Raw genomic sequence first — 26544 nt, 5'->3', positions numbered from 1 at the left:
AGGCCGCCTTGCGGCCTGCATGTTATTTGCGTGGATACAGCTCGTCACGCGAATAGGGTTCTTTGTCTCCCGCTTTGCGTGTTTTAAGCAGCTTTAATATCCAGGTATATTGTTCCGGATGAGGGCGCACAAACACTTCCACTTCTTCATTCATCCGGCGAGCCAACTGACGGTCATCGGCTTCCACTAAATCGTCCATCGGCGGACGGACATAAATGTCCAGCTTGTGGCTTTCGGCATTATAAACCGGAAACATCGGTATAACCCGCGCACGGCAGACTTTCATCAACCGGCCAACGGCAGGCAACGTGGCTTTATAGGTCGCAAAGAAATCCACAAACTCACTATGTTCAGGGCCATGGTCCTGATCGGGCAAATAATAGCCCCAGTATCCCTGACGGATCGAGCTGATAAAGGGTTTAATGCCGTTTTCGCGCGCATGCATACGTCCACCAAAGCGGCGTCGGGCGCGGTTCCAGACATAATCCAACAGCGGGTCGCTCTGGTGATGGAACATCGCAGCAATGCTTTGCCCTTCTGACGCCAGCAGCATGGCGGGAATATCGATGGCCCAGCCATGCGGCACCAGGAAAATCACGTTCTCCTTTTCGGCGAGCATCTGATCGATAATTTCACGACCGTGCCACTCAACGCGTTTTCGCACCTGAGCCGGATCGCGCATGCCCAGTTCCGCCATCATTGCCATGGCCTGTGGCGCAGTCGCAAACATCTGATCCACGATCGCTTCACGCTGAGATTCACTGAGTTCAGGCAGGCAATAGTAGAGATTAATCAGCGCACGGCGACGCGCCCCTTTCGCCAGCTTTCCGGCAAATTTACCCAGCCGCCCCAGAAGCGGATCGCGCATTTTTGCCGGTACTAACGCAATGCCAGCCAGCGCACCAATGCCCAGCCAACTGCCCCAGTATTTTGGTTTTAAAAAAGAACGTTCAAAAACGGGAATAAATTCACTGTTATTTTTTTTACGGGTTTCCATGCACTCGCCTCAATCAATGACGGGCTAATGATAGTGGCGACGAGTAAATTTGCAATCATCCTGCGCCAGAGATAAAAAAAGTCGACGGCAATACCGTCGACTTTATCAAAAACTTACTTCAGTCCCAACTGGGGTAGCCAGCCTTTCACCTGAGCAAGATACTGTGTTCGTTCTTTACCCGCCAGCCCTTCCATACGCGGCAGCTTGGCCGTTAAGGGGTTCACAGCCTGGTTATTAATCCAGATCTCGAAATGCAGGTGTGGACCGGTTGAACGGCCGGTGTTGCCAGAGATCGCAATACGATCGCCACGCTTCACTTTTTGCCCCGGTTTCACCAGCACTTTTTTGAGGTGCATATAGCGCGTCATATACTGACGCCCGTGCCGAATGGCAACATAGTTACCGGCTGCGCCGCCATTTTTGGCCACCACGACTTCACCATCGCCAACCGCCAGAACAGGGGTACCGATCGGTAAGGCGAAATCGACGCCTTTATGAGGCGCAATGCGTCCCGTTACCGGATTAAGGCGACGGGGATTAAAATTAGACGACACGCGGTACTGCTTGACGGTCGGGAAGCGCATAAAGCCACGAGCCAGGCCTGCGCCACTGCGGTCATAGAACTTGCCGTCATCCGCACGGAAGGCGTAGTAATCTTTACCCCCACTGCGTAAACGCACACCCAGCAGTTGGCTTTGAGCACTCTTGCCGTCCATCATTTCACGTGACATCAGCACGCTAAACTTATCGCCTGCACGCAGCTTACGAAAGTCCATTTGCCACTGCATCGCTTTGATGACGCTGCTGGCTTCACCACTGGTCAGGCCGGCACGGCGGGCACTGGCGGCAAAGCTGCCGTGTACCTCACCCTGCATCACGCTATTGCGCCATTCGCCCTGCTGCATCTGCGACTGCATTTTAAAGCCACCGTTATCGATGCGCTCATAGGTGCGGGTTTCCCGACGCGAAATTTCCCAGGTAAAGGTGTTCAGTGCGCCGTCGTCGTTTAACGTCCAGCTAAGCTGCTGACCGACCTGCAAATTACGCAGATCACGATCGCTGGAGGCCAGGGCGTTAATATCGCCCATGTCGATACCGTACTGATTCAATGCACTACTGAGCGTGTCACCAGAAGAAACCGTGTATTCATGCGTACCAGCGCTGTCTGCGACATCCTGATCGACATCATCCGCAGGAAGCTCTTCATCCGGTTCAGGGGTGCTTTGATCGATGGGTTCACTGGCTTCAGGAAGCAGTGTCCGAAATTCGTTTTTGTCCAGTTCGATGGTTTTGACGATGGGGGTCACATCGTTACTGGGGTGGTAGACGTAAGGCCGCCAGACTGCGACGGCCAAAGTGACAACGGTTAACGATCCCAGCATAACGCGGTGGGGGCGCGGCAAATTATTAAATGCGAGGGCGACAGAGCGGGCTATCTGCTGCACGTTGAACTATTCCTCTATGCTCCTTTCAGGCAGGTCTCATACTGGCTCGACAACTGTGAGAGGAATTTCACATAGCTGTCTTTTCCTAAGCTGATGTCTGTGCCCAGTGGATCGAGCGTGCCTTTTCGCACCTGGGTTCCACGGGCAACAGCATCGATGACCGCCGGCCTGAATTGTGGCTCAGCAAAGACGCAAACGGCCTTTTTCTCAACCAACTGTGTTCGAATTTGATGTAAGCGCTGTGCTCCAGGCTGAATTTCTGGGTTAACGGTAAAATGCCCTGTGGGCGAGAGACCGTAGTGTTTTTCAAAGTACGTGTAAGCGTCGTGAAAAACGAAATACCCTTTATCTTTAACCGGAGCAAGCTGTGAGATAATGCGCTTATCTGTGTTCGCTAATTCTGCCTCAAAGTGCTGCAGGTTGGCGTCAAGTTTGGCTTTATCCTGCGGCATAAGTTCCAATAATTTGCCATGGATTGCAACCGCGGTTTTTTTCGCTATCTCTGGTGACATCCACAAGTGCATATTAAACTCACCATGATGATGGTGATGCTCTGCATCGTGATCGTGCTCAGTATCGTCGTGGTCATGATGATCATCGTCTTCACCACCGCGGAGCAGCATCGGTTTTACGCCGGAAATTTGCACTATCTCAAGATTCTTTTTCTCGGGCAGTGCTGCGGCCGATTTGGTCATGAAAGCTTCCATTTCAGGACCAACCCAAACAACTAACTCCGCGTTTTGTAAGCGTTTTACGTCAGAGGGACGCAAGGCATAATCGTGTTCGGATGCCCCATCAGGCAGCAAAACGTCCACGGGCGTCACGCCATCAGCAATGGCCGAGGCGATAAACCCCACGGGCTTAATTGAGGCCACGATATTGGCATGCGCGGGTAAGGCAGCAGAGGTCGCAAAAGCCATCGCAGTCAGGGTAAAAAATACCCCTTTTTTATTATGTAACATAATGCGTCATTCCTTCGTCATCAACAGATTGGATGTGATATTATAACATTCGAAATTCTGTGCAACCTGTAAATCTTATGCCATCACTTGTCACACTTGAGAACGTATCCATTAGTTTTGATCATCGCCCGGTGTTATCTGGCGTGAGTTTAGAACTTCATCCTGGTAAAATTTTAACGCTGCTGGGTCCTAACGGCGCGGGTAAATCGACGCTGGTTCGGGTGGTACTTGGCCTGCTTGCGCCCACGTCCGGTCAGGTTCGCCGAAGTGCGGACTTACGTATCGGTTACGTGCCACAGAAACTGCATATCGATCCTACGCTGCCGGTGACGGTCGAGCGGTTTATGCGTTTGTCACGCGGCGCCCGTAATCAGGATATTTTGCCGGCCCTGAAGCGCGTTCAGGCCGGACACCTGCTGAAATCACCGTTGCAGAAACTGTCGGGCGGCGAAACCCAGCGCGTGTTACTGGCCCGCGCCCTGCTCAGTCAGCCTCAGTTGCTGGTGCTGGATGAACCGACTCAGGGCGTGGACGTTAACGGGCAAGTCGCGCTTTACGATCTGATCAATCAGCTGCGTCATGAACTGAATTGTGCCGTGCTGATGGTTTCCCATGATTTGCATTTAGTCATGGCAAAAACGGATGAAGTACTCTGTCTTAACCATCATATTTGCTGTTCAGGTACGCCTGAAGCGGTGTCACAGCATCCCGAGTTTATCGCGATGTTTGGACCGCGTGGCGCGCAGGAACTGGCTATCTATCGTCATCATCATAATCACCGTCACGATCTTCAGGGACGTATCGTATTACGCAAAGGACCGGGTCCATCATGATTGAATTACTGCTTCCGGGCTGGCTGGGCGGCGTGATGCTGGCGCTGGCGGCCGGTCCACTGGGCTCGTTTGTCGTCTGGCGCAAGATGTCCTATTTCGGCGATACGCTGGCGCATGCCTCACTGCTCGGTGTCGCCTTTGGTTTACTGCTCAACGTCAATCCCTATTACGCCGTGATCATGGTGACGGTCTGTCTGGCGTTGGGTTTGGTCTGGCTGGAACGCCGCCCACATCTGGCGATTGATACGCTGCTGGGGATTATGGCACACAGTGCACTCTCACTTGGGCTGGTCGTGGTAAGCCTGATGTCGAATGTCCGGGTGGATTTGATGGCCTATCTGTTTGGTGATTTGCTGGCGGTAACGCCCAGCGATCTGTGGGCGATGGCGGCTGGCGTGCTGTTCGTCCTGGCCGTGATGGCCTGGCAGTGGCGCGCACTGTTGTCGATGACCATCAGCCCGGAGCTGGCTCAGGTTGACGGCGTCAATATTCAACGCACCCGACTGATGCTGATGCTGGTAACCGCATTGACCATTGGTGTGGCGATGAAATTTGTTGGCGCACTGATCATCACATCGCTGCTGATCATTCCGGCCGCCACCGCCCGGCGCTTTGCCCGTTCACCTGAAATGATGGCGGCGGTCGCCGTACTGATTGGGATCATAGCGGTAACCGGTGGATTAACCTTCTCGGCATTTTATGACACGCCTGCCGGCCCTTCAGTGGTGCTGTGCGCAGCCATACTTTTTATGCTCAGCATGGTGCGCAAACCGGCGCTGTAATCACGCGTCTTTGGTGATACCAAAGTGGCGATAGGCATGCTGCGTGGCCATCCGGCCGCGCGGTGTGCGCTGAATAAAGCCCTGTTGAATCAAGAATGGCTCGATGACATCTTCGATCGTTTCCCGCTCTTCACCAATCGCCGCCGCCAGGTTGTCCAGCCCCACCGGGCCACCGGTGAATTTATCAATAATGGCCAGCAACAGTTTACGATCCATATAGTCGAAGCCTTCACTGTCCACATTCAACATATTGAGTGCTGTTACCGACACCTCGCCGCTCAGAAGACCATTTGCACGCACCTCCGCAAAATCGCGTACCCGACGCAGCAGGCGATTGGCGATACGTGGTGTGCCCCGAGAGCGGCGGGCAATTTCCAGCGCGGCTTCTTCGCTCAGCGCCAGGCCAAGGCAGGCGGCACTCCGGCCTACGATATGCTGGAGATCTTTTACCTGATAAAACTCCAGACGCTGTACGATGCCGAAGCGATCGCGCAAGGGCGAGGTCAGCGAGCCAGCCCGCGTCGTGGCACCGATCAGGGTAAAAGGCGGCAGATCCAGTTTGATTGAGCGCGCTGCCGGGCCTTCGCCAATCATAATATCCAGTTGGTAATCTTCCATGGCCGGATAAAGGACCTCTTCCACCACCGGCGAAAGGCGGTGGATCTCATCAATAAACAACACATCGTGAGGTTCGAGGTTGGTCAGCATCGCCGCCAGATCGCCCGCTTTCTCCAGCACCGGGCCAGAGGTTGTGCGCAGATTAACGCCCATCTCGTTTGCCACAATATTGGCCAGTGTGGTTTTACCCAATCCGGGCGGACCAAAAATCAGCAAATGATCCAGCGCATCGCCGCGCAGTTGCGCAGCCTTGATGAAAATTTCCATCTGCTCGCGCACCTGAGGCTGGCCCACATATTCGGTCAGCATTTTCGGACGAATAGCGCGGTCGAGGCCCTCTTCTTCGTTAATGCTGACAGCGGAGATCAGGCGATCGGCTTCAATCATGAATTACCTCAAATAGCGGCGCGGAGCGCTTCACGGATCAACGTTTCGCAATCCGCATCAGGGCGGCCAACTTTGCTGATCATACGGCTCGCTTCCTGCGGTTTATAACCCAGGGAAACCAGCGCTGCAACCGCTTCCGCTTCTGCGTCGTTGGTCTCCGGCTCCGGGCCAGGCGTGGTAAGCGTAAAGGCCGAATCCCCGCCGAACAGATCGCCATGCATGCCTTTAAAGCGATCTTTCATTTCCACCACCAGACGTTCAGCGGTTTTCTTGCCCACGCCCGGCAGTTTAACCAGCGCGGCGATCTCTTCTTTTTCCACTGCCGTCACAAACTGCTGTGCCGACATGCCCGACAGAATCGCCAGCGCCAGCTTAGGGCCAACGCCGTTCACTTTAATTAACTCGCGGAACAGCGCGCGTTCCTGCTTGCTGTTAAACCCAAACAGCAGTTGCGCATCTTCACGTACCACAAATTGGGTGAAGATCACCGCTTCGTGATTAAGATCAGGCAGCTCATAAAAACAGGTCATTGGCATATGTACTTCATAGCCGACGCCATGCGCCTCAAGCAGCACTAGCGGCGGCTGCTTTTCCAGAATAATGCCCCGTAAACGACCAATCACCTGATGCCTTCCTTATCCAAAGTATGTGGCGGAATTTATACCATAAAAAAGGCTGGATGAATATCCAGCCTGATAGCGATTACGCTGCGGTTGCTGTTAACTCTGGCGCAATCTGCCACGGCTCAGCACCAGCTTGCTGTCACTCATGCGCGCCGCGTTTTGTGCAACGTGGCAGTGCGTGATGGCGATTGCCAGTGCATCGGCGGCATCGGCCTGCGGATTCGCCGCCAGTTTCAGCAGGGATTTGACCATATGTTGAACCTGGCTTTTTTCCGCACCGCCTGTGCCCACCACCGTTTGCTTCACCTGACGCGCCGCATATTCGAATACCGGCAAATCATGGTTAACCGCCGCCACGATAGCAGCACCTCGCGCCTGCCCCAGCTTCAGGGCAGAATCCGCATTCTTCGCCATAAAAACCTGTTCTATCGCGAAAAAATCCGGGGAAAACTGCGTAATGATTTCGCAGACCCCGGCATAGATCAGCTTGAGACGTGCTGGTAATTCCGTTGTGTTGGTACGAATACAGCCGCTGCCCAGATAAGTGAGCTGGCGACCGGTCTGACGAATCACCCCATAACCGGTAACGCGTGAGCCGGGGTCAATCCCCAAAATAATCGACATAACGCGTCTCCAGCCTGAGCGTGCGGCAGTACAGCATTAAAGCGTTTCCGCCACCTCGTCGGAGATTTCACCGTTATGGTAAACCTCCTGCACGTCATCACAGTCTTCCAGCATATCGATAAGACGCAGCAGTTTGGGGGCCGTTTCCGCATCCATTTCCGCTTTGGTTGACGGGATCATCGCCACTTCGGCCGTGTCGGCTTTCAGGCCAGCCGCTTCCAGCGCATCACGCACTGCACCCATCTCTTCCCACGCGGTAAACACGTCGATGGCACCGTCATCGTAACTGACCACATCTTCTGCGCCCGCTTCCAGCGCCGCTTCCATGACCGCATCTTCGTCATGTCCCGGTGCGTAGGAGATCACGCCTTTTTTGCTGAACAGATAGGCCACGGAGCCGTCGGTGCCCAGGTTGCCGCCGGTTTTGGTGAAGGCATGACGCACTTCACCAACGGTGCGGTTGCGGTTGTCACTCAGGCACTCAATCATCACGGCTGACCCGCCAGGACCGTAACCTTCATAAATGATGGTTTCCATATTGGAATCATCTTCACCGCCCACGCCGCGTGCAATCGCCCGGTTCATGGTGTCACGCGTCATGTTGTTGGACAGCGCTTTATCCATCGCCGCACGCAGACGCGGGTTCGAGCCAGGATCGCCGCCGCCCAGTTTGGCCGCCGTGACCAGCTCACGAATGATTTTGGTGAAGATTTTTCCGCGTTTGGCATCCTGTGCCGCCTTGCGGTGCTTGGTATTCGCCCATTTACTGTGTCCAGCCATCTTACTTTCTCTCCAATCTTTTATTTCGCCCGAGCTATCTGACGTGCGACCCCGACTCCCGCCAGTGCTCACCCAGGTTGCAGACAACCTGAACGCCCGGAAAAGGCGGCCCCGAAGGGGCGAGCATCACCCGTCATCCTCACGTACCCAAGTACGCGTCGGTTGCGGTACGCTGGCGGTAACCGGCCTCGCTGCGCCGTTTACGCTCGACTGTTCAATGCGTTGGTGAAGTTGTGTGGCAACTTACCCGCTTCATAAAACTTAATGCATTCGCCGCGCAAATAACGCGTTGCGGCAAGCATTCAAATAAATTCTTCAATCGCCTGACGATTACTCCAGGACTTAGTGAGGGCCGCGGCGGCGGCAGGCTCAAGCCAGCACGCGGCAAGATGCTCAGTGAGCAGCAGGTCGCGCTCAGTCGGTAAGGTCAACCTGAACCAGTGCTCACGATTGTGCGTGGTGCCGGGCGCGTAACGATGCCGATAGTGCGGGAAAATCTCAAAGTCGATTTCACGCTGACAGTCTTCTATCGTTAGCTGCTCGGCCTGCACATCAATGCCTAATTCCTCACCCACTTCGCGCTCAGCCGCCTGAAGCGGCACTTCATCCGCTTCAAGGCTGCCGGTGACCGATTGCCAAAAGTCCGGGTCATCACGGCGCTGCAGCATTAACACCCGGCCACTGTCCTGCGCAACAATCACCACTAACACAGAAACCGGATGTTTATACGGCATTACTTATTCTCAAGCTTATCTTTCTTGACCACCTGAATGCCTAATTCAAGCAGTGAGGCCGGATTGGCTTCGCTTGGCGCTTCAGTCATCATACAGGCCGCTGCCGTGGTTTTCGGGAAGGCGATAACGTCACGAATATTATCGGTACCGGTTAACAGCATGGTCAGACGATCCAGACCAAAGGCCAGGCCAGCATGCGGCGGCGTGCCGTACTTCAGTGCATCCAGCAGGAAGCCAAACTTCTCACGCTGTTCATGCTCTTCTATGCCCAGAATGCTAAACACCGTCTGCTGCATTTTACCGTTATGGATACGCACAGAACCGCCGCCCACTTCATAGCCGTTGATCACCATGTCGTAAGCATTCGCTACGGCCTGGGTAGGATCGGCCGCCAGCTGTTCCGCACTCATCGCTTTCGGTGCGGTAAACGGGTGGTGCATTGCGGCCAGGCCACCTTCGTCATCTTCTTCAAACATCGGGAAGTCGATAACCCACAGCGGTGCCCAGGCTTTCTCATCGGTGATCTGCAGGTCGCGGCCCACTTTCAGACGCAGTGCGCCTAACGCATCCGCCACCACTTTGGCACGGTCGGCACCGAAGAAGAGGATATCGCCATCCTGAGCGCCGGTGCGGCTGAGAACGGTTTCGACGATCTCAGCGTTAAGGAATTTCGCCACCGGACTCTGCACGCCGTCCAGACCGTTCGCGCGTTCATTTACCTTCATCCACGCCAGACCTTTGGCACCGTAGATCTCGACAAACTTGCCGTATTCATCAATCTGTTTACGGCTCAGTTGCGCACCGCCGGGTACGCGCAGCGCAGCAACACGGCCTTTCTCGTCGTTAGCCGGGCCGGAGAACACCTGGAATTCCACTGTTTTCAGCAGATCGCCAACATCCACCAGTTCCATCGGGTTACGCAGGTCCGGTTTGTCAGACCCGTAGCGATGCATGGCTTCGGCAAAGGTCATCTGCGGAAACTCACCGAGATCCACGCCCTTCACACTCTGCCAGAGTTCGCGGATCATGCGTTCCATAATCTCACGCACCTGCGGCGCGGTCAGGAAGGAGGTTTCCACGTCGATTTGCGTAAATTCAGGCTGGCGGTCAGCACGTAAATCTTCATCACGGAAGCATTTGACGATCTGATAATAGCGGTCAAAACCCGACATCATCAGCAACTGCTTAAACAGCTGCGGTGACTGAGGCAGTGCGTAGAACTTCCCTTTGTGCACGCGGCTCGGCACCAGGTAATCACGCGCGCCTTCCGGCGTAGCCTTCGTCAGCATCGGCGTTTCAATATCCAGGAAGCCCGCCTCATCCATAAAGCGACGCACAAAGCTGGTGATTTTTGCACGGGTCTTTAAGCGCTCAACCATTTCCGGACGACGCAGATCAAGATAGCGGTACTTCAGACGCGCTTCTTCGCTGTTGTTCTGATTGGAATCGAGCGGGAGCGGTTCGGAACGGTTAATGATATTCAGCGTTTCGGCAAACACTTCGACTTCACCGGTCGCCATATCGGCATTTTTGTTTTTCCCGTCACGCGCACGCACAGTTCCGCTGATCTGGATACAGAATTCGTTACGCAGTTCAGAAGCCAGCTTGAATGCATCCTGACGATCGGGATCAAAAAATACCTGCACAATACCTTCACGGTCGCGCATATCGATAAAAATCAGGCTTCCCAGATCGCGACGGCGGTTGACCCAGCCGCAAAGCGTGACTTGCTGACCTACATGAGACAGATTGAGCTGTCCACAATACTCTGTACGCATAACACTATCCTTTTAACTTCGCCGCTGCAGCTGACAGCACCGGGCCGCGTAACCTGATGAGGTGCTGTCGTAAAAAAGGCCGCTATTATAATGGAAAAAGGCAAACAGGATAAGTGGAGCCACATTAAAGCGCGGCATTTCCTGTTCGCTTTTCACCGGTTTGCGTCAATATACTGCCTTACAGGATAATTACTATCACACTCAACGGCGGGAGTCAGGCGTGACACTTCGTATTGGTTTGCCACAATGGCACCATGCGCACTGGAAGCGATGGGGCATCGAAACCCTGGCTGACTATGCGCGTTATTTCGGCACGGTGGAGGGCAATACCACGCTGTATGCGCTGCCGGATACCGAAACGGTCCTGCGCTGGCGGGATATGACACATGACCAGTTTCGTTTCTGTTTTAAGTTTCCCAGCAGCATTAGCCATCAGGCAGCTCTGCAAAATACTGACGATTTAGTCACCGACTTTTTTCGCCTGATGACACCGCTCGCCGATCGCATTGGTCAGTACTGGTTACAGCTGCCTGCCAGCTTTTCGCCCGCCCAGTTGAACGATCTCTGGCGCTTTCTGGACAGCTTACCGGCGCATTTTTCCTATGGCGTAGAAGTGCGTCATGCCGCGTTTTTTGCCAAAGGTGAGGCAGAACGCGCCCTGAACCGCGGTCTGCTGCAGCGTGGCGTGAATCGCGTCGTACTGGACAGCCGCCCGGTCCATAGCTCCACCTCGCAAAGTCCGGCAGCGCTTCACGCCCGTCAGCAAAAGCCTCGCGTTCCGCCGCACGCGCTGTTGACCGGTTCGCGGCCCATGATTCGCTTTGTCGGCAGCGACAATCTGGAAGAAAGCCTGCCACTGTTTCACATCTGGCTGACAAAGCTGGCGGAATGGCACACCCAGAGTGAACCGCTGGTGTTTATTCACACGCCGGATATGGGACAGGTTTTTCCGCTGGTGCAGGCTTTATGGCCTGAACTCCAAAAAATTGATGCCAGCATCGGTCCCGGACCTGACTGGCCGCAACAGGATTCGCTATTCTGATAGCAATGGGCAGCCTCGCCCCCTCTGGTGATATCGATAAAAAAGGAATCAATGATGATCAGCGCGTTATATGTGGTTATAGGTGCTTTACTGATAATGAAGTTCACGCTCAACGTCGTTCGCTTTCGGCGTCAGCACAAGGTTGCCTTTGGGGATGGCGGCCATCACGACCTGAATATGGCTATCCGTATTCACGGCAATGCCATTGAAACGATTCCCCTGGCGTTGCTGCTACTCGTGACGCTGGAAATGAACGGCGCAGATGTCTGGATGGTTCACCTGACGGGCATCCTGTTTTTTATTGGCCGTTTCCTGCACGCTTATGGGTTGCGCAATGACGCCATGAGCGGCCGCAAATATGGCATGATGCTGACGCTGTTTGCCCTGTGTGGAATGGTGGTTTTTAACCTCATTTATCTGCCCTGGCAGTTGGTGCTCACCCTGCATTAATGTTCGCGGCTTAAAGGGTGCAGGCCGCGGCAGTTTCTGCCAGAATAGCGCCCTTTCCGCTGTCTCTTCGGATTTTCGATATGTCTGATCGCGATCAACTCTTTTCTGCGCCCATTGCAAAACTGGGCGACTGGACTTTTGACGAACGTGTAGCTGAAGTGTTTCCCGACATGATTCAGCGCTCGGTGCCCGGCTATTCCAATATTATTTCGATGATTGGGATGCTGGCTGAACGGTTCGTCCAGCCCAACAGCCAGGTGTTTGACCTTGGCTGCTCATTAGGTGCCGCCACGCTCTCGGTGCGCCGCAATATTCACGTGCCCGGCTGCCAGATTATTGCCGTGGACAACTCTCCGGCCATGGTCGAGCGCTGCCGCCGCCATATCGATGCCTTTCGCGCCGATACGCCGGTTAGCGTGGTTGAAGCGGATATCTGTGACATTGACATTGAGAACGCCTCTCTGGTCGTGCTCAATTTCACCCTGCAGTTTCTTGAGCCACCGGCCCGTCTTACGCTGTTGAGTAAAATCTGGCAGGGGCTGAATCCCGGTGGTGCGCTGGTGCTTTCTGAGAAGTTTAGCTTTGAAGATCCTGAAGTCGGCGAACTGCTGTTTAACATGCACCATGACTTTAAGCGTGCCAACGGTTACAGCGAGCTGGAAATCAGCCAGAAGCGCAGCATGCTGGAAAATGTCATGCTGACCGACAGCGTGGAAGCGCATAAGGCACGCCTGAAGCAGGCGGGTTTTTCCCATGCTGAGTTATGGTTTCAGTGCTTTAATTTTGGTTCGTTGGTGGCATTAAAATGATCGACTTTGGCCGTTTTTATCAGCAAATCGCCGTTGGCCCCCTGGCAAAATGGCTGGAAGTGCTGCCCGCACAGATCAGCGACTGGCAGCGGGAAAATTTGCATGGACATTTCCGTGACTGGTACAAATCGCTGGAATATTTACCGCTGCTGGAACCCCAGCGGCTGGATCTGTTGAATAGTGTGAGCGCCGATCGTGATGATATCAGCGATCGTCATCGTCAGGGCATTGAGAAACTGCTGCGAAACCTGATGCCGTGGCGTAAAGGCCCCTATTCTCTGTATGGGACTGAGATTAATACCGAATGGCGTTCGGACTGGAAATGGGAGCGCGTGCTGCCTCATATTTCATCGCTGGCCGGACGAACCGTGCTGGATGTCGGTTGTGGCAGTGGCTATCACATGTGGCGCATGATTGGTGCGGGCGCGCATCTGGTGGTAGGTATCGATCCCATGCAGCTGTTTTTATGCCAGTTCGAAGCCGTGCGTAAACTGCTGAATGACGATCGGCGCGCCCATTTGCTGCCGCTCGGCATTGAACAACTGCCGGTTCTTCAGGCATTTGATACGGTGTTTTCCATGGGCGTGCTGTATCACCGTCGCTCCCCGCTTGACCACCTTCTTCAGTTAAAAAATCAGCTGGTGAACGGCGGCGAACTGGTACTGGAAACGCTGGTGATCGAAGGCGATGTGAATCAGGTACTGGTGCCAGGCGAACGCTATGCGCAGATGCGCAACGTCTATTTTATCCCCTCGGCTGAGGCGCTGAAAAGCTGGCTGGAGAAGTGCGGTTTTGTTGACGTGCGTATTGTTGATTTCGCCCTGACCTCCACCGAAGAGCAGCGCCGTACCGACTGGATGACCAGTGAATCACTGGCCGAGTTTCTCGACCCCGACGACAGCAGCAAAACCGTTGAAGGTTATCCAGCCCCGCTGCGCGCCGTGCTGGTTGCCACAAAACCGTAGCCCTCAGCGGCGAGACAGCGCCAGTTTCGCCGCAAAGCCTATAAACACACAGCCGGTTAAACGGTCCATGACCTTCAGTACCCGAGGCCGTTTTAACTGCTCAGCAAAATAATGGCTGCTGCCGATCAGCACCGTGCTCCAGGCCAATCCCACCAGCATATGCGTCAACGCCATCAGGCTGCACCAGATCGCCACGGAAGCACCCTGCGGAATAAACTGTGGCAAAAATGTCACATAGAAAACGCCGACTTTGGGATTCAGCAGATTACCCAGCAAGCCACGGCTAAAGCAGACCAGATGGCTTTGCTGAGCCACGGCTTCAGCAGGCAGCGACGCGCTCTGGGTGCGTGGGTGCCACAGCAGCTTGACGCCCAGATAAAGTAAGTAGGCCGCACCTATCCACTTCAACAGGTTATAAGCCATTTCAGAGGCCAGCAGCAGCGCGCCCAATCCCAGCCCCACCGCTATCCCCCACAACAAACACCCTGAGGCCACGCCTAATGCCGTGGCGCTGGCGCGCCGCCAGCCTTGTGCCGCTGCCGACCGCAGGATTAAGGCGGTATCAAATCCCGGTGTCAGGGTCAAAATCACAATAGCAAACAGGAAAGAGAGTAAAGAAGCCGTCATATGCGTATCCCCGATAAACACCGACTCACGATATCAAGCGCATTTCTGTCTGTACAGCCAGCAAAAAAGCATTAGCTGCTATTCTTTTTAAGGGCTTTATCTTCGGGCCGGTAACGGCCTTCATTTATGTAACCAGGAGCAACGTTTATGAAATTTATTTTCTCTTCACCCCGCAAATATGTGCAAGGTGCTGGCGTACTCGATGAACTGGGAAACTATGTCGCCGAGTTGGGTAATCATGCTTTTGTGGTGGCAGACGATGTCGTCTGGGGACTGGTCGGTGAGCGGGCGCACTCTACGCTGACCCAGGCGGGCGTGAAGGTTATTCGCCAGCAGTTCAATGGTGAAGCGTCCAGTAATGAAATCACCCGCCTCAGCCAGCAGGCACAGCAACAAGGCTGTAACGTGGTGATTGGGCTGGGTGGCGGTAAAACGCTGGATACCGTTAAAGCAGTTGCCGATGAACTCAAGCAACCGGTGGTTATCGTCCCGACGATTGCCTCCACCGATGCGCCCTGTAGTGCCCTGTCGGTGATCTATTCTGACAGCGGCGTCTTTGAAAGCTATCGCTTCTACAGTAAAAACCCGGATTTGGTTTTGGTCGATACTGCAGTCTGCGCCGCCGCGCCTGCTCGCTTATTTGCCTCGGGCATTGCGGATGGTCTGGCCACCTGGGTCGAAGCCCAGGCAGTAGCCCGTAGCCATGCTAAATCGATGGTGAATGGCGATCCGACCATCGCCGGGCTGGCAATCGCCCGCGCCTGCGAAGAGACCTTATTAACGTGGGGCTACAGCGCCTATGTGGCCGTTAAAGAAAAACGCGTGACGCCTGCGGTCGAGGCGGTGGTGGAAGCGAATACCTTGCTGTCAGGACTGGGGTTTGAGAATGCTGGTCTGGCAGGCGCGCACGCCATTCACAATGGTTTTACCGCCATCGAAGGCGATATTCACCACCTCACTCACGGCGAGAAAGTGGCCTACGGCACCTTAACCCAGATGGTACTGGAGCAGCGTCCCGATGAGGAAATTGCCCGCTACATCCGTTTCTACCGCTCGATCAATATGCCAACAACGCTGAAAGAGATGCATCTGGACGGGTTAAGTTGGGAGAATCTGGTAAAAATAGGGGCGCTGGCCAACAGTGAAGGCGATACGCTGAAAAACCTTAACCCCAACCTGGCACCGGAGCAGATTGCCCATGCGCTGCTGGGGTTGGATGCCTTTAGTCAGACGGTAAAATAATCGCTATTCCGTCGCCTCAGCGGGGTTATCCCAGTACTGGTATTTATAGACCGCGCTGAGGTGACGTTGAATGGTCCCTTTTTCGAACACTTCGGTTTCATTCAGATAACTCAGCGTGCAATTGCCCTTTTCATCCCAAAACTGGCATTCATCCACGGAGCGCAAGGTGCTGACGTCGGTCGTCGCGGTGCCATTCAGGCGCAGTTCCCGCGCCTGCTTGTCGTAGGTGTAAGTATCTTTGCGACGGGCCGAGGTCGAACGCGTTACCAGACCTTGCGAATTCCATTGATAACGGTATTCACCGTTACTGACGGGATCGGTTCCCCGCGCAACACTTTTCAGCAAACGGAAGCCGTTGTCATAACGGTAAGTCGTATCGGTAAAACCGTCTTTGCCCATGCTGATAAATTTATCTGACGCGCTGATGATGTTGCCGTTTTTACCCTTCTGCCAGTTAATCGTGCCCTGGCGATTATCCACCACCACTTCGCTACCCTGCTTTAACACTTTAACCAGATAGGCATATTCCGCGACCCAGCCGCCCTGAACCCGCACCAGGTGTTGCTCCATACTCAGGATGACATTACGCTCATTTTTGTCGTAGCTGATATCGGCCACCAGCAGATCGCCACAGCGGTCGAACTGCCCCAGCACCCGCTTTTGTGAATTAACGTCTTTGCCAAACTCACCGGCGATGACCTGACGTACCTCACCCTTTGCGCTACCGCCCAGCAGAATCCAGTTATTGCTGTTGGTCACCGCTTTATTGTGTGGCTGGCATGCTGCTGCCCATGAAGAGGGGAATGAAATCAGGGTGATTACAGCGGACAGCAGAACGCATCGCATGGTATGAGCCTCGGACGTCAATGTCGTTAACGGTTTACCTTAAATAGCAGGAACCGACTGATGAAGGAAAGCAGAATTATTTTGACAGCACGATTGCCTCACAGGCCATCCCAGAGGCGTCATGACGGAATTTTGGACAAAAAATACCCCAGCAAATGTGCTGGGGTTTGGTACTTGCAAACATCACGTCATCAAACGGCGTGCTGCGCGGCAAAACTGGTAGTGAGTCAGGCCACTCGGGCGGTATTCATCTGCATCACGCTTTTCATTGCTTCAACGACATCGCTGTCGACGCAGTAACGGCTGAACTCATCAATTTCGGCTTCGGAACACATGGAGACACCCGCTTTGCGGTAGCGCATCGGCGATGCCACAAGGTGGCTGGCCGAGCTGTGTACCTCGCGGATATCCGCATCAAGAAACTTTTGCAGGTTGCTGAGACGTACCCCAGCACCGGCCATAATGATTGGACCTGTGCTGTATTCATTAAGTTCCCTCAATAATGCAATTCCGTTTTCCGCGCTTTGTTGCTGGCCAGAGGTCAGGATGCGCCGGACGCCGAAGTCCGTCAACACCTCAAGCGATCGCTTAGGCCGATGGCACAAATCAAAGGCGCGATGAAAGGTCACCGCCATACCGTCGCAAAGCGCCATAATCTGGCGCATCTGGCTGGCGTGGATATTGGCATCTTCATCCAACATACCCAGCACGATGCCCGGGAACCCCAGTTCACGGATGCGTGCTACGTCTGACTTCATCGTTTCAAATTCACGGCTGGAATAGCAAAAGTCGCCGCCGCGCGGGCGAACGATAGGATGCACCGGAACAGAAATGTCACGACGGGCGACTTCCAGCATGCCTGCAGAAGGCGTCAGTCCGCCTTCACGTGGCGCCGCGCAAAGCTCAATGCGATCGGCTCCCGCCTGCTGGGCGGTTAATGCACAATCCACGCCATAGCAACAAATTTCCAGTGTGGTCATTCTCTTCTCCTTTACATGGCTTCCTGTTCACGCCAAATTCGTCAGGTATGCTTATCCCTTAGAACAGTTTACGTGGAAAACTAACTATGACATTCAATTTTGACCAACGGATAGACCGCCGTCACAGTGATAGTCTTAAATGGCACAAATATGCGGGTCAGGATATTCTGCCACTGTGGGTCGCCGATACCGATTTTCGATCGCCTGAGTCGATCATTGAAGCCATTAAAAGTCGCGTTGACCACGGCGTTTTTGGTTACGGTGATGCGCCTCACGGCCTGATAAAAGCGCTGATCGCACGTTGTGCATCGCGCTATCACTGGCAGGTTGATTCCGAATGGATAGTGGTTTTACCCGGCGTGGTCTGCGGCTTAAATCTGTCGGTTCGGGCCTTTACCTCGCCACAGCAAGGCACCGTTGCCCCCTTACCGATTTATCCCCCTTTCCGTTCGGCCGCCAGACTGGCAGAGCGCGATCAGCTGAGCCTGCCATTAACCTTGCAGCAAGGACGTTGGGTGATGGATCTGCGCGCAGCGGAGGGAAAGATGCAGGACAAAAAGCTGTTGATGCTCTGTAATCCTCAGAACCCAGGCGGCACCGTTTATCGTCGGGAGGAACTGGAGGCACAGCTGGCATTTGCCCAACAGCATGATTTACTCGTGTGTTCTGATGAAATTCATTGCGATCTGCTGTTAACGCCGGGCTTGCAGCATATTCCATTTGCCTCGCTGAGCGATGATGCTGCCCAGCGCAGCGTCACGCTGCTGTCCCCCTCAAAAACCTTTAATATTGCGGGCCTGGGCGCCTCCGTCGCCATCATCCCCAACCCCGAACTGCGCGCACGTTTTACCGCCGTGCGTCAGTGCATTGTGCCCTCGGTGGATATTCTGGCGCTGGTCGCTGCCGAGGTTGCCTGGCGCGACAATGATGACTGGCTTGATGCACAGCTTGAATATTTGCGGGGTAATCGCGACTGGCTGGTTTCTCAGGTGAATGCGCTGCCCGGGCTCTCAATGACATCCCCCGAAGGCAGCTATCTTGGCTGGATCGATGCCAGCGCCTTGCCGGTGGCCAGTCCGGCACTTTACTTCGAAAAGCACGGACTGGGATTCTCACCGGGTCGCGATTTTGGCGATGACCGCTTTGTGCGGATTAATTTCGGTTGCCCGCGCGCCCTGCTGGAAGAAGCGGTCAAACGGCTTAAACGCGCCGTCGAGGCTCTCGCCTAAGACTGCTCACTGGCTACGATCTCTTCCAGGCTCCACGGGTGAAATTTTATCGTGGTTTCCCCATCGGTCACCGCCAGGGTCGGATTAGGCAGACGCTCATTTTCCCCTTTAGGCGAGCTGGTTTTAAAAGAAATACCGGGTTGTGCGAGCGCGTGGTCAGACAGTAGCGCCATCGCACGCATCCCAAGGGTTTCTGGCTCGCCCCTCAATACCACTTCCACATGCTCCCAACCTTCATGGCGATAACGTTTCTCTCCCGGCCACGGCAGTTCAATCACGTCAATGTGCCAACTGGCAATGACCAGAGGTTGATACAGTTTAAACAGGCAGACAGGACGACCATTAATCATGGCCGCCGAGAACTGCCGCCCCATTTGTGCCAATCCCCGCTGCCAACGTTCGGCGGTGGCATTTTGGTGACAGCGCACAGCAACGTGATCAACGTGCAGTTCGTCACCCTTTAACCCCAAACGTTGTGAAAACTTTTGTAACCGTTGTTCAAAGGCGGCCAGATCGTCGCGTAAGTCGTCCAGTTCTGCTGGAAAGGGGGTACTCACTGTTACTTCTCTCCCGATCAAATTTAATTACTTAAGGTTCGTAACTCATTGTCAACGTTGAATCGTAAATGACAAAAGGGTGAGATTCATCTTATTTGGGTGATTATTTTCAGCTAAAGCGAATAAATAACGTTTTTAATTCAGAGTTATCTTCTTTTTAGATCCACTCTTAAGTTGATAAACACCAGCTAATATAATGTTTTTATTGAATATAATTAATACAATAAGATAAGTCTCATTTAATCCCGAACTGATTGCAGCTGCGTCGCCTTTCTTATAAATTTGCATTGATACCATTATAAGGAAAGTTTTTATGACTATGCTCATCGTTGTTGCAACATTGATCGCACTGATGGGATTTGCCCTTGCGCGCCACTGGAAGGTGCGAGAAGACAAAAGTGTTAAAAACGCGCGCCACGCACGCCGTCGCTGACGCCGCCGGGAAACATCTTCGGGCCTGTTTCCCCCGCCTTTATCCAGTTACTGACTCAAGCTGACATTTCACGTATACTTTTTCCCTCATTTTTTCCGTTCTGCCTGATGATTGATCTTTTCACTCCATCCGGCAGAATGATGATGACAGCTCGCTGCGCTGTCAGCGTGCTTTTCTCAGCATATTTAAGGTAATCCGGTGAATATTCAGGCGCTTCTTTCCGCAAAAGTCAGTCAGGCTATGGTGCTGGCTGGTGCTCCCTCCGATTGTGAACCTCAGGTTCGCCAGTCGGCCAAAGTTCAGTTTGGTGATTATCAGGCAAACGGCATTATGGCCGTTGCTAAAAAACTGGGCCAGGCGCCACGACAACTAGCCGAAACCGTCATTCAACATCTGGACCTTAGCGGTATCGCCAGCAAGGTTGAGATTGCCGGACCGGGTTTCATTAATATCTTTCTCGATCGCAGCTGGCTGGCAGATAACGCCAGAAAAGCACTGCATCATCCGCGACTCGGTGTCAGCACCGTTGAACCCCAAACGGTGGTGGTGGATTACTCTGCGCCGAACGTGGCGAAAGAGATGCACGTCGGTCACGTACGCTCCACCATTATTGGTGATGCGGCCGTGCGCACCCTGGAGTTTCTGGGACATAACGTCATCCGCGCCAACCACGTTGGCGACTGGGGCACGCAGTTCGGTATGCTGATCGCCTTTCTTGAGAAACAGCAAAACGAGAACCACGCCGAAATGGCGCTGGCAGACTTAGAAGGCTTTTACCGTGAAGCCAAGCGCACCTACGATGAAGACCCTGATTTTGCGGAGCGTGCGCGCCGCTACGTGGTGAAGTTACAGGGCGGCGACGAGTACTGCCGTCAGATGTGGAAAAAGCTGGTTGATATCACCATGAGTCAAAACCAGCATATTTATAACCGTCTGAACGTCACCCTCACCCGTAAAGATGTCATGGGCGAAAGCCTTTATAACGATATGTTGCCCGGTATTGTCGCCGACCTGAAAGCAAAAGGCTTAGCGGTCGAAAGCGAAGGTGCAACGGTCGTTTTTCTGGATGAATACCAGAATAAAGAAGGTGAGCCGATGGGCGTCATCATTCAAAAGAAAGACGGCGGCTATCTTTACACCACAACCGATATTGCCTGTGCGAAATACCGTTACGAGACGCTGCACGCCGATCGCGTAATTTATTACATCGATTCGCGCCAGCATCAGCATCTGCAGCAGGCATGGACCATCGTGCGTAAAGCCGGCTATGTACCTGAATCTGTCCCGCTTGAGCATCACGCATTTGGCATGATGCTGGGCAAAGACGGTCGTCCGTTTAAGACCCGCAGTGGCGGTACCATTAAACTTTCCGATCTGCTGGATGAAGCCTATCAGCGTGCTTACACGCTGGTGCGCGAAAAAAACCCGGATATGAGCGAAGACGACGTAGTTTCGCTCGCGGAAGTGGTGGGCATCAGCGCAGTGAAATATGCTGATCTGTCAAAAAGCCGTACCACGGATTACATCTTTGACTGGGACAACATGCTGGCGTTTGAAGGTAACACCGCGCCCTACATGCAGTACGCTTATACGCGTGTGCTGTCCGTATTCCGCAAAGCGGGCATCGAGGCCGAGACGATTCAGGCAGACATCACCCTGAGCGACGATCGTGAAGCCCTCCTGACAACGCGCCTGCTACAGTTCGAAGAGGTCATCACCCAGGTTGCCCGCGACGGCACGCCGCATGTGATGTGTGCTTACCTCTACGACCTGGCCGGTCTGTTTTCTGGCTTCTACGAACACTGCCCGATTCTGGCGGCAGAGGATGACGCGACCCGCCAGAGCCGCTTGCAGATTGCTGCCCTGACCGCTAAAACCCTGAAGCTGGGGCTGGATACGCTGGGTATCAAAACCGTCGATCGCATGTAATTGCTTAAGGCGCTGAGTCCTCACTCTGACTCAGCGCCTGTCTGTCATCCTCCCATTTGTCTTATCCCCCGCTGCCTCATGATTTCCTCTGCGCCCCTCTGCATGCCTGTCTTCGCACCTGAAGGTGGTAACGACATAAATCAGCACACTATTGCCTCAAAACAAGACATCGTCATGCCTGGCGGCAGCCCTATCGGCGCAGACAACCTACATCCCCTGTTTATCGGCAAAATCTCATGACGTGATGCCATTCTCAGTACCGAACTCTACTATAAGCCCGCATTTCATCAGGTCTTTACGTGTTTCGAGAAAGGATAATCCATCGATGTTAAGAAAAACATTTGCCGAATTCATCGGTACATTCTGGCTGGTATTGGGGGGTTGCGGGAGCGCCCTCTTCGCCGCAAATTTTCCGCAAACCGGGATTGGTTTTGCTGGCGTGGCTCTGGCTTTTGGCCTCTGCGTGCTGACCATGGCCTTTGCTGTTGGTCATCTCTCAGGCGGGCATTTTAATCCTGCCGTCACTCTGGGGCTGTGGGCCGGTGGCCGCATCGGATATCAGACTATTTTCCCCTATATGATTGGGCAAGTGGCTGGCGGTATCGCCGCGGCGGCTCTGCTGTATCTGATCGCACGGGGCCAGGCTGGTTTTGATGTGGCAGCCAGCGGTTTCGCTGCCAATGGCTTTGCCGAACATTCCCCAGGCGGCTATTCACTGTGCGCAGCCGTGGTGACTGAGCTGGTGCTCAGCGCCTTTTTTCTGATCATCATTCAGGGTGCGACCGATAAACGCGCGCCTGCGGGTTTCGCGCCGGTGGCGATTGGCCTCGCCTTAACGCTTATTCATTTAATCAGCATTCCCGTAACCAATACGTCGGTGAATCCGGCGCGCAGTACGGCGATGGCGGTATTCCAGGGAACCTGGGCGTTACAGCAGTTGTGGGTATTCTGGCTGGTGCCGCTGGTGGGCGGTGTAACTGGCGGGTTGCTCTATCGTTATTTGCTGGCAAGTAAAGACTAATGGATGACGGTGATGACCGAACCTGTGGGTCATCGCCCAGACCGGCAGCGGCAACAGGATCGCACGCTGTCGGTCTGACATGAGCCGGTTGATGGCCCGACTCAGTGATAATTGACCGTCACTTCTGTTCTGACCACTTTTAGTCCCGGCGGTAAGCTTCCGCTGCCGGCGAAACCAAACACCATGTGCAACGTTTCACCTGCGGCAACCCCGGTAAGACCGCGCGTCCCACCATTTGCCCCCTCCAGATCGGTACAACGCTGCTCAGCACAAAGCCGAACCTGCAGGCCTGACGGCGCAGGCTGGGTAAACTGATAGCGCCAGTTTACGAGGCTGATTGCCCCTTTGACCTCTCCCGGCGGCGTCAACGGCTGGGACGATTGCCAGCTCCCGCGATTGACCAGCAATGGCCCTGCGGCGCTGGCACTCCATGCACCATCTGCGGCCTGAGCAAACATCGGCAGCAGTAGCGCAAACAGCATCATCGATCTCATTGTTTGCCTCCGATGGTGGCGGTCATTCGAATCTGGCGATTATCGCTTAATTCCATATTTGACAGCACCACCAGCTGCGGCATGTTACGGCGCAGGAAGCGGGCCAGTAAGGCACGTAATGGATGATTCACCAGTAATACCGGCGGTGCGCCCATCATCTCCTGACGCTGCAATGCTTCTTGCGTCTGCGCTAACAGACGGTCGGCAAGCCCCGGCTCCAGTCCGCCACCGCCCTGCAGGGCCTGCAGCAACAGGCGCTCCAGTGTGGCATCCAGTCCAATCACCTGAACTTCACCGTTACCCGGGAACCACTGCTGGGTAATTGCCCGACCCAATGCCACGCGTACCACACTGGTTAATTCCTGCGGATCGCTTTGTACCGGGGCGTGCTCCGCCAGGGTTTCAATAATGGTGCGCATATCGCGAATTGAGACACGCTCTACCAGCAGGTTTTGCAGAACTTTATGCAGGGTGGTCAGATTGATAACGCCCGGCACCAAATCTTCGGTCAGTTTAGGCATCTCTGAAGAGACGCGGTCCAGCAGTTGCTGTGCTTCCTGACGACCAAACAGCTCGCTGGCATACTGACCAATGAGATGATTAAGGTGGGTTGCCACCACGGTACTGGCTTCCACCACGGTAAAGCCCTGAATCTGCGCCTGTTCTTTCAGCGCGCCATCAATCCAGACGGCGGCAAGGCCAAAGGCCGGGTCCACCGTGGCTTCACCCGGTAAGGTCCCTGCGGCGGTGCCTGGGTTGATCGCCATCCAACGTCCCGGATAGGCGTCACCACTACCAATTTCCACGCCTTTCATCAGAATACGATAGCGGGCTGGTGGCAATTCCATGTTGTCGCGGATATGCACCACCGGAGGCAGGAACCCGACGTCCTGCGCCACCTTTTTACGAATGCTGCGGATACGACCGAGCAGTTCGCCGTTTTGGTTATGATCGACCATCGGAATCAGGCGGTAGCCCACTTCCATGCCCAGCGTATCTTCCAGTTGGACATCGGTCCAGGAGGCTTCAGCCGATGCCGGTGTGTCCATGGATTTGGTGAGGCTGCCCGGCGATTCGATATTTGTTTTAGGCTGCATTTCACGGCCACGTAACCACCATGCCAGGCCCAGCAATGCGGCGGTGAACAGCAGGAAAACAAAGTTTGGCATGCCCGGCACTAAGCCCAGCAAACCAATCACCCCGCCACTCAGCATCAACACGCGGGGATCTTTGAACAGCTGCCCCACCATCTGCTCACCCACGTCCTGGTCGGTCGCTACGCGGGTCACAATCACACCTGCCGCCGTGGAGATAACCAGCGCCGGGATCTGGGCGACCAGGCCGTCACCGATGGTCAGCAACGTATAGGTCTCTGCTGCATGTCCTGCATCCATACCGTGCTGAACGATACCGACCAACAGTCCACCGATCACGTTGATCACCATGATCATAATGCCCGCGATGGCATCACCACGCACAAACTTACTGGCACCGTCCATTGAGCCGTAAAAGTCGGCTTCCTGGGTGACTTCGGCACGGCGGCGTTTCGCCTCATCTTCACCAATCAACCCCGCATTCAGGTCGGCGTCGATGGCCATCTGTTTACCGGGCATCCCATCAAGCACAAAACGCGCGCCCACTTCAGCGATACGGCCAGCACCTTTGGTGATAACCATAAAGTTGATAATCACCAGGATGATAAACACCACAATACCGATGGCAAAATTGCCCCCGACCAGAAAGTGGCCAAAGGCTTCAACCACCCGTCCGGCTGCGGCCGCACCCGTGTGACCTTCCAGCAAAATGATACGGGTTGAGGCGACGTTCAGCGCCAGGCGCAGTAAGGTCGAAAACAGCAAAATGGTCGGGAACGCCGCAAATTCCAGCGTCCGCTGGGTAAACATCGCGACCAGCAGCACCATAATCGACAAGGCAATGTTGAAGGTGAACAACAGATCCAGGATGAATGGCGGTAACGGCAGGACCATCATCGACAAAATCATGATGATCAGGACCGGGCCAGCAAGCACCTGCCACTGCATGTCTTTGAAGTTGCCCGGTAGGCGTAGTTTAGCGGCCAGATTAGCCATCGTTTTTGTTCTCTCCTGCAAAGTCCATCTCTGCCGGGACCGGCAGGTCTTTAGGTTTTACGGGTATCAGGCCGCCTTCGCGCTTCCAGCGACGTAGCTGCCAGACCCAGGCCAGCACTTCTGCCACAGCGCCATACAGCGCGCCCGGAATGTGTTGTCCAATTTCAGTATGTCGGTACAGCGCACGCGCCAGCGGCGGTGCTTCCAGAACCGGGATACGGTGTTCCGCGCCCAGTTCACGAATGCGTAAGGCAATATCCCCTGCGCCCTTGGCGATGACCTTCGGTGCACTCATCTTTTTCTCGTTATATTGCAGAGCAACCGAATAGTGCGTCGGGTTAGTGACGATCACATCCGCTTTGGGGACATCGGCCATCATGCGACGCCGGGCTGCGGCACGCATCTGTTGACGGATGCGTCCTTTAACATGCGGATCACCCTCTTGCTGCTTGTGCTCATCGCGAATTTCCTGACGTGACATGCGTAGCTTTTTAAAGTGACTGTACAGCTGCCAGAAAACGTCATAGCCCACCATGGGGATCAACCCGAGCATGACCAGCGAACAGCAGATGGCAATCATATCCATGCCGTGAATCAGTGCTGTTGTGGGTGACTCGGCAATCAGACGCAGCATATCCGGCCAGTGCGTCCAGATGTACCAGCCTGCCACACAGCCAACCAGGATAGTTTTCAGGATACCTTTAAACAGTTCGGTCCATGCCTGCGCCGCAAACATACGTTTAAAGCCTGTCAGCGGATTGAGCTTGCCGAAATCCACTTTGATGGATTTACCGCTAATCACTACGCCGCCCAGTAGCATCGGCGAGGCGATGGCGACCAGAACTAGTCCACCCAGTAACGGCAACAGTGCGCCAAGAGCCTGCATAATCAGATTGCCGACATGGGCAATAATGATTTTGTCATCGGTGACCATGCCGTGGTCAAAACGTAACCCGGTTGACACCATGGCACCCAGTCGGTGAGCCATCATGGTGCCGCCAATCCATAAAATCATGATGCCGGCTAACAGCATCAGCAATGAGGTCAGTTCGCGCGAACGCGGAATCTGGCCTTCTTCACGTGCTTTTTCAAGTCGGTGGGCCGTGGGCGATTCTGTTTTGTCTTCGTCGCTATTTTCTGACACCACACACCTCGGTTGGCAGGAATTCTGAGCATAGAATGCCAAATTTGGGTTTGGTTAAAGCGTGGATAAAACGTGAAAAACACGCGCTCTTTCACGGATGGCAAAAGAGAAAAGAGAAGTGGC

At 54.3% G+C, this 26544-nt stretch carries 26 protein-coding genes; 10 read left to right on the top strand and 16 right to left on the bottom strand.

The features are described 5' to 3' along the window. Nucleotides 1-22: 22 nt before the first annotated feature. From lpxM to znuA, 3 genes are all read right to left on the bottom strand, one after another. Entirely contained in the window at nucleotides 23-997 is a 975-nt protein-coding gene (gene lpxM, locus CMR03_RS06935) for a lauroyl-Kdo(2)-lipid IV(A) myristoyltransferase (RefSeq protein WP_096011155.1), read from the bottom strand. Nucleotides 998-1110: 113 nt separating this feature from the next. After that, entirely contained in the window at nucleotides 1111-2442 is a 1332-nt protein-coding gene (gene mepM, locus CMR03_RS06930; RefSeq protein WP_096011154.1) for a murein DD-endopeptidase MepM, read from the bottom strand. A gap of 14 nt (nucleotides 2443-2456) precedes the next feature. After that, nucleotides 2457-3404: a zinc ABC transporter substrate-binding protein ZnuA gene (gene znuA, locus CMR03_RS06925; protein WP_096011153.1), complete on the bottom strand. Its 948-nt coding sequence runs from the start codon at nucleotides 3402-3404 to the stop codon at nucleotides 2457-2459. Nucleotides 3405-3481: 77 nt separating this feature from the next. On the opposite strand from znuA, the gene znuC reads away from it, so the two are divergent. Further along, the gene (gene znuC / locus CMR03_RS06920; protein WP_096011152.1) at nucleotides 3482-4237 is read left to right on the top strand and encodes a zinc ABC transporter ATP-binding protein ZnuC; all 756 of its coding nucleotides are present in this window, start codon (nucleotides 3482-3484) and stop codon (nucleotides 4235-4237) included. Next, nucleotides 4234-5019, top strand: a complete 786-nt coding sequence (gene znuB / locus CMR03_RS06915; protein ID WP_063879896.1) for a zinc ABC transporter permease subunit ZnuB — start codon at nucleotides 4234-4236, stop codon at nucleotides 5017-5019. The genes znuC and znuB overlap by 4 nt, the downstream gene beginning before the upstream one ends. Here znuB and ruvB read toward each other — a convergent pair whose 3' ends face one another. The 6 genes from ruvB to aspS all read right to left on the bottom strand — a co-directional run bounded on the left by ruvB (nucleotide 5020) and on the right by aspS (nucleotide 10563). Further along, entirely contained in the window at nucleotides 5020-6024 is a 1005-nt protein-coding gene (ruvB, locus tag CMR03_RS06910; protein ID WP_063879897.1) for a Holliday junction branch migration DNA helicase RuvB, read from the bottom strand. It lies immediately after the preceding gene. Nucleotides 6025-6032: 8 nt separating this feature from the next. Beyond that, a complete protein-coding gene (ruvA, locus tag CMR03_RS06905) occupies nucleotides 6033-6647 on the bottom strand; it encodes a Holliday junction branch migration protein RuvA (protein ID WP_063879898.1) in 615 nt (204 codons plus the stop codon). A gap of 96 nt (nucleotides 6648-6743) precedes the next feature. Further along, nucleotides 6744-7271: a crossover junction endodeoxyribonuclease RuvC gene (ruvC, locus tag CMR03_RS06900; protein ID WP_063879899.1), complete on the bottom strand. Its 528-nt coding sequence runs from the start codon at nucleotides 7269-7271 to the stop codon at nucleotides 6744-6746. Between the two features lie 36 nt (nucleotides 7272-7307). After that, nucleotides 7308-8051, bottom strand: coding sequence for a YebC/PmpR family DNA-binding transcriptional regulator (locus CMR03_RS06895; RefSeq protein ID WP_063879900.1), 744 nt, complete (start codon nucleotides 8049-8051; stop codon nucleotides 7308-7310). 302 nt (nucleotides 8052-8353) lie between these two features. Then, entirely contained in the window at nucleotides 8354-8785 is a 432-nt protein-coding gene (gene nudB, locus CMR03_RS06890) for a dihydroneopterin triphosphate diphosphatase (RefSeq protein WP_063879901.1), read from the bottom strand. After that, nucleotides 8785-10563, bottom strand: a complete 1779-nt coding sequence (gene aspS, locus CMR03_RS06885) for an aspartate--tRNA ligase (protein WP_096011151.1) — start codon at nucleotides 10561-10563, stop codon at nucleotides 8785-8787. The genes nudB and aspS overlap by 1 nt, the downstream gene beginning before the upstream one ends. 220 nt (nucleotides 10564-10783) lie before the next feature. Here aspS and CMR03_RS06880 point away from each other — a divergent pair, with 220 nt between their 5' ends. From CMR03_RS06880 to cmoB, 4 genes are all read left to right on the top strand, one after another. Continuing rightward, nucleotides 10784-11605, top strand: coding sequence for a DUF72 domain-containing protein (locus CMR03_RS06880; protein WP_063879903.1), 822 nt, complete (start codon nucleotides 10784-10786; stop codon nucleotides 11603-11605). 54 nt (nucleotides 11606-11659) lie between these two features. Further along, on the top strand, nucleotides 11660-12055 hold the full coding sequence (locus CMR03_RS06875) for an MAPEG family protein (RefSeq protein WP_063879904.1): 396 nt from the start codon (nucleotides 11660-11662) through the stop codon (nucleotides 12053-12055). A gap of 80 nt (nucleotides 12056-12135) precedes the next feature. After that, nucleotides 12136-12864, top strand: a complete 729-nt coding sequence (gene cmoA, locus CMR03_RS06870; protein WP_096011150.1) for a carboxy-S-adenosyl-L-methionine synthase CmoA — start codon at nucleotides 12136-12138, stop codon at nucleotides 12862-12864. Next, complete coding sequence (gene cmoB / locus CMR03_RS06865) at nucleotides 12861-13829, top strand: tRNA 5-methoxyuridine(34)/uridine 5-oxyacetic acid(34) synthase CmoB (RefSeq protein ID WP_096011149.1); 969 nt, start codon at nucleotides 12861-12863, stop codon at nucleotides 13827-13829. Before cmoA ends, cmoB begins: the two co-directional genes overlap by 4 nt. 3 nt (nucleotides 13830-13832) lie before the next feature. Here the strand turns inward: cmoB and CMR03_RS06860 are convergent, their stop codons facing one another. Next, nucleotides 13833-14456: a LysE family translocator gene (locus CMR03_RS06860; RefSeq protein ID WP_096011182.1), complete on the bottom strand. Its 624-nt coding sequence runs from the start codon at nucleotides 14454-14456 to the stop codon at nucleotides 13833-13835. Nucleotides 14457-14603: 147 nt separating this feature from the next. On the opposite strand from CMR03_RS06860, the gene CMR03_RS06855 reads away from it, so the two are divergent. Further along, nucleotides 14604-15698 (top strand): glycerol dehydrogenase, encoded by a 1095-nt coding sequence (locus CMR03_RS06855; protein WP_096011148.1) that lies wholly within the window; start codon nucleotides 14604-14606, stop codon nucleotides 15696-15698. 3 nt (nucleotides 15699-15701) lie between these two features. Here the strand turns inward: CMR03_RS06855 and CMR03_RS06850 are convergent, their stop codons facing one another. Both CMR03_RS06850 and cutC read right to left on the bottom strand, forming a co-directional pair. Then, on the bottom strand, nucleotides 15702-16544 hold the full coding sequence (locus tag CMR03_RS06850; protein WP_063879908.1) for a hypothetical protein: 843 nt from the start codon (nucleotides 16542-16544) through the stop codon (nucleotides 15702-15704). A 227-nt stretch (nucleotides 16545-16771) separates the two neighbouring features. Further along, complete coding sequence (gene cutC / locus CMR03_RS06845) at nucleotides 16772-17524, bottom strand: copper homeostasis protein CutC (RefSeq protein ID WP_063879909.1); 753 nt, start codon at nucleotides 17522-17524, stop codon at nucleotides 16772-16774. Between the two features lie 86 nt (nucleotides 17525-17610). Here cutC and CMR03_RS06840 point away from each other — a divergent pair, with 86 nt between their 5' ends. Further along, entirely contained in the window at nucleotides 17611-18753 is a 1143-nt protein-coding gene (locus tag CMR03_RS06840; RefSeq protein ID WP_096011147.1) for a MalY/PatB family protein, read from the top strand. On the opposite strand, the gene CMR03_RS06835 is transcribed toward CMR03_RS06840, so the two are convergent. Then, nucleotides 18750-19310, bottom strand: coding sequence for a VOC family protein (locus CMR03_RS06835; RefSeq protein ID WP_096011146.1), 561 nt, complete (start codon nucleotides 19308-19310; stop codon nucleotides 18750-18752). The genes CMR03_RS06840 and CMR03_RS06835 overlap by 4 nt on opposite strands. 631 nt (nucleotides 19311-19941) lie before the next feature. On the opposite strand from CMR03_RS06835, the gene argS reads away from it, so the two are divergent. Both argS and aqpZ read left to right on the top strand, forming a co-directional pair. Beyond that, nucleotides 19942-21672, top strand: a complete 1731-nt coding sequence (argS, locus tag CMR03_RS06830; protein WP_063879913.1) for an arginine--tRNA ligase — start codon at nucleotides 19942-19944, stop codon at nucleotides 21670-21672. A gap of 325 nt (nucleotides 21673-21997) precedes the next feature. Next, nucleotides 21998-22693, top strand: coding sequence for an aquaporin Z (gene aqpZ / locus CMR03_RS06825; RefSeq protein ID WP_096011145.1), 696 nt, complete (start codon nucleotides 21998-22000; stop codon nucleotides 22691-22693). Nucleotides 22694-22794: 101 nt separating this feature from the next. Here aqpZ and flhE read toward each other — a convergent pair whose 3' ends face one another. The 3 genes from flhE to flhB are packed head-to-tail and all read right to left on the bottom strand — an operon-like array spanning nucleotide 22795 to nucleotide 26421. Then, nucleotides 22795-23187 (bottom strand): flagellar protein FlhE, encoded by a 393-nt coding sequence (gene flhE, locus CMR03_RS06820; RefSeq protein WP_096011144.1) that lies wholly within the window; start codon nucleotides 23185-23187, stop codon nucleotides 22795-22797. Then, complete coding sequence (gene flhA, locus CMR03_RS06815) at nucleotides 23184-25277, bottom strand: flagellar biosynthesis protein FlhA (protein ID WP_096011143.1); 2094 nt, start codon at nucleotides 25275-25277, stop codon at nucleotides 23184-23186. The genes flhE and flhA overlap by 4 nt, the downstream gene beginning before the upstream one ends. After that, nucleotides 25270-26421: a flagellar biosynthesis protein FlhB gene (flhB, locus tag CMR03_RS06810; protein ID WP_063879917.1), complete on the bottom strand. Its 1152-nt coding sequence runs from the start codon at nucleotides 26419-26421 to the stop codon at nucleotides 25270-25272. The genes flhA and flhB overlap by 8 nt, the downstream gene beginning before the upstream one ends. Nucleotides 26422-26544 lie beyond the last annotated feature (123 nt).

Source organism: Pantoea allii (assembly GCF_002307475.1).
Classification (GTDB): Bacteria; Pseudomonadota; Gammaproteobacteria; order Enterobacterales; family Enterobacteriaceae; genus Pantoea; species Pantoea allii.
Note: the sequence above shows the minus strand (reverse complement) of the source record. Positions and strands in the feature narration are given on the sequence as shown.

Excerpts from the sequence above, each read along its gene's own strand:
- znuC (WP_096011152.1), top strand. The coding sequence starts at position 3,482 with ATGCCATCACTTGTCACACTTGAGAACGTATCCATTAGTTTTGATCAT.
- cmoB (WP_096011149.1), top strand. The coding sequence starts at position 12,861 with ATGATCGACTTTGGCCGTTTTTATCAGCAAATCGCCGTTGGCCCCCTG.
- CMR03_RS06895 (WP_063879900.1), bottom strand. The coding sequence starts at position 8,051 with ATGGCTGGACACAGTAAATGGGCGAATACCAAGCACCGCAAGGCGGCA.
- flhA (WP_096011143.1), bottom strand. The coding sequence starts at position 25,277 with ATGGCTAATCTGGCCGCTAAACTACGCCTACCGGGCAACTTCAAAGAC.
- aqpZ (WP_096011145.1), top strand. The coding sequence starts at position 21,998 with ATGTTAAGAAAAACATTTGCCGAATTCATCGGTACATTCTGGCTGGTA.
- nudB (WP_063879901.1), bottom strand. The coding sequence starts at position 8,785 with ATGCCGTATAAACATCCGGTTTCTGTGTTAGTGGTGATTGTTGCGCAG.
- CMR03_RS06850 (WP_063879908.1), bottom strand. The coding sequence starts at position 16,544 with ATGCGATGCGTTCTGCTGTCCGCTGTAATCACCCTGATTTCATTCCCC.
- cutC (WP_063879909.1), bottom strand. The coding sequence starts at position 17,524 with ATGACCACACTGGAAATTTGTTGCTATGGCGTGGATTGTGCATTAACC.
- lpxM (WP_096011155.1), bottom strand. The coding sequence starts at position 997 with ATGGAAACCCGTAAAAAAAATAACAGTGAATTTATTCCCGTTTTTGAA.
- ruvC (WP_063879899.1), bottom strand. The coding sequence starts at position 7,271 with ATGTCGATTATTTTGGGGATTGACCCCGGCTCACGCGTTACCGGTTAT.
- znuA (WP_096011153.1), bottom strand. The coding sequence starts at position 3,404 with ATGTTACATAATAAAAAAGGGGTATTTTTTACCCTGACTGCGATGGCT.
- CMR03_RS06875 (WP_063879904.1), top strand. The coding sequence starts at position 11,660 with ATGATCAGCGCGTTATATGTGGTTATAGGTGCTTTACTGATAATGAAG.
- flhE (WP_096011144.1), bottom strand. The coding sequence starts at position 23,187 with ATGAGATCGATGATGCTGTTTGCGCTACTGCTGCCGATGTTTGCTCAG.
- CMR03_RS06860 (WP_096011182.1), bottom strand. The coding sequence starts at position 14,456 with ATGACGGCTTCTTTACTCTCTTTCCTGTTTGCTATTGTGATTTTGACC.
- CMR03_RS06855 (WP_096011148.1), top strand. The coding sequence starts at position 14,604 with ATGAAATTTATTTTCTCTTCACCCCGCAAATATGTGCAAGGTGCTGGC.
- aspS (WP_096011151.1), bottom strand. The coding sequence starts at position 10,563 with ATGCGTACAGAGTATTGTGGACAGCTCAATCTGTCTCATGTAGGTCAG.
- CMR03_RS06840 (WP_096011147.1), top strand. The coding sequence starts at position 17,611 with ATGACATTCAATTTTGACCAACGGATAGACCGCCGTCACAGTGATAGT.
- cmoA (WP_096011150.1), top strand. The coding sequence starts at position 12,136 with ATGTCTGATCGCGATCAACTCTTTTCTGCGCCCATTGCAAAACTGGGC.
- znuB (WP_063879896.1), top strand. The coding sequence starts at position 4,234 with ATGATTGAATTACTGCTTCCGGGCTGGCTGGGCGGCGTGATGCTGGCG.
- ruvB (WP_063879897.1), bottom strand. The coding sequence starts at position 6,024 with ATGATTGAAGCCGATCGCCTGATCTCCGCTGTCAGCATTAACGAAGAA.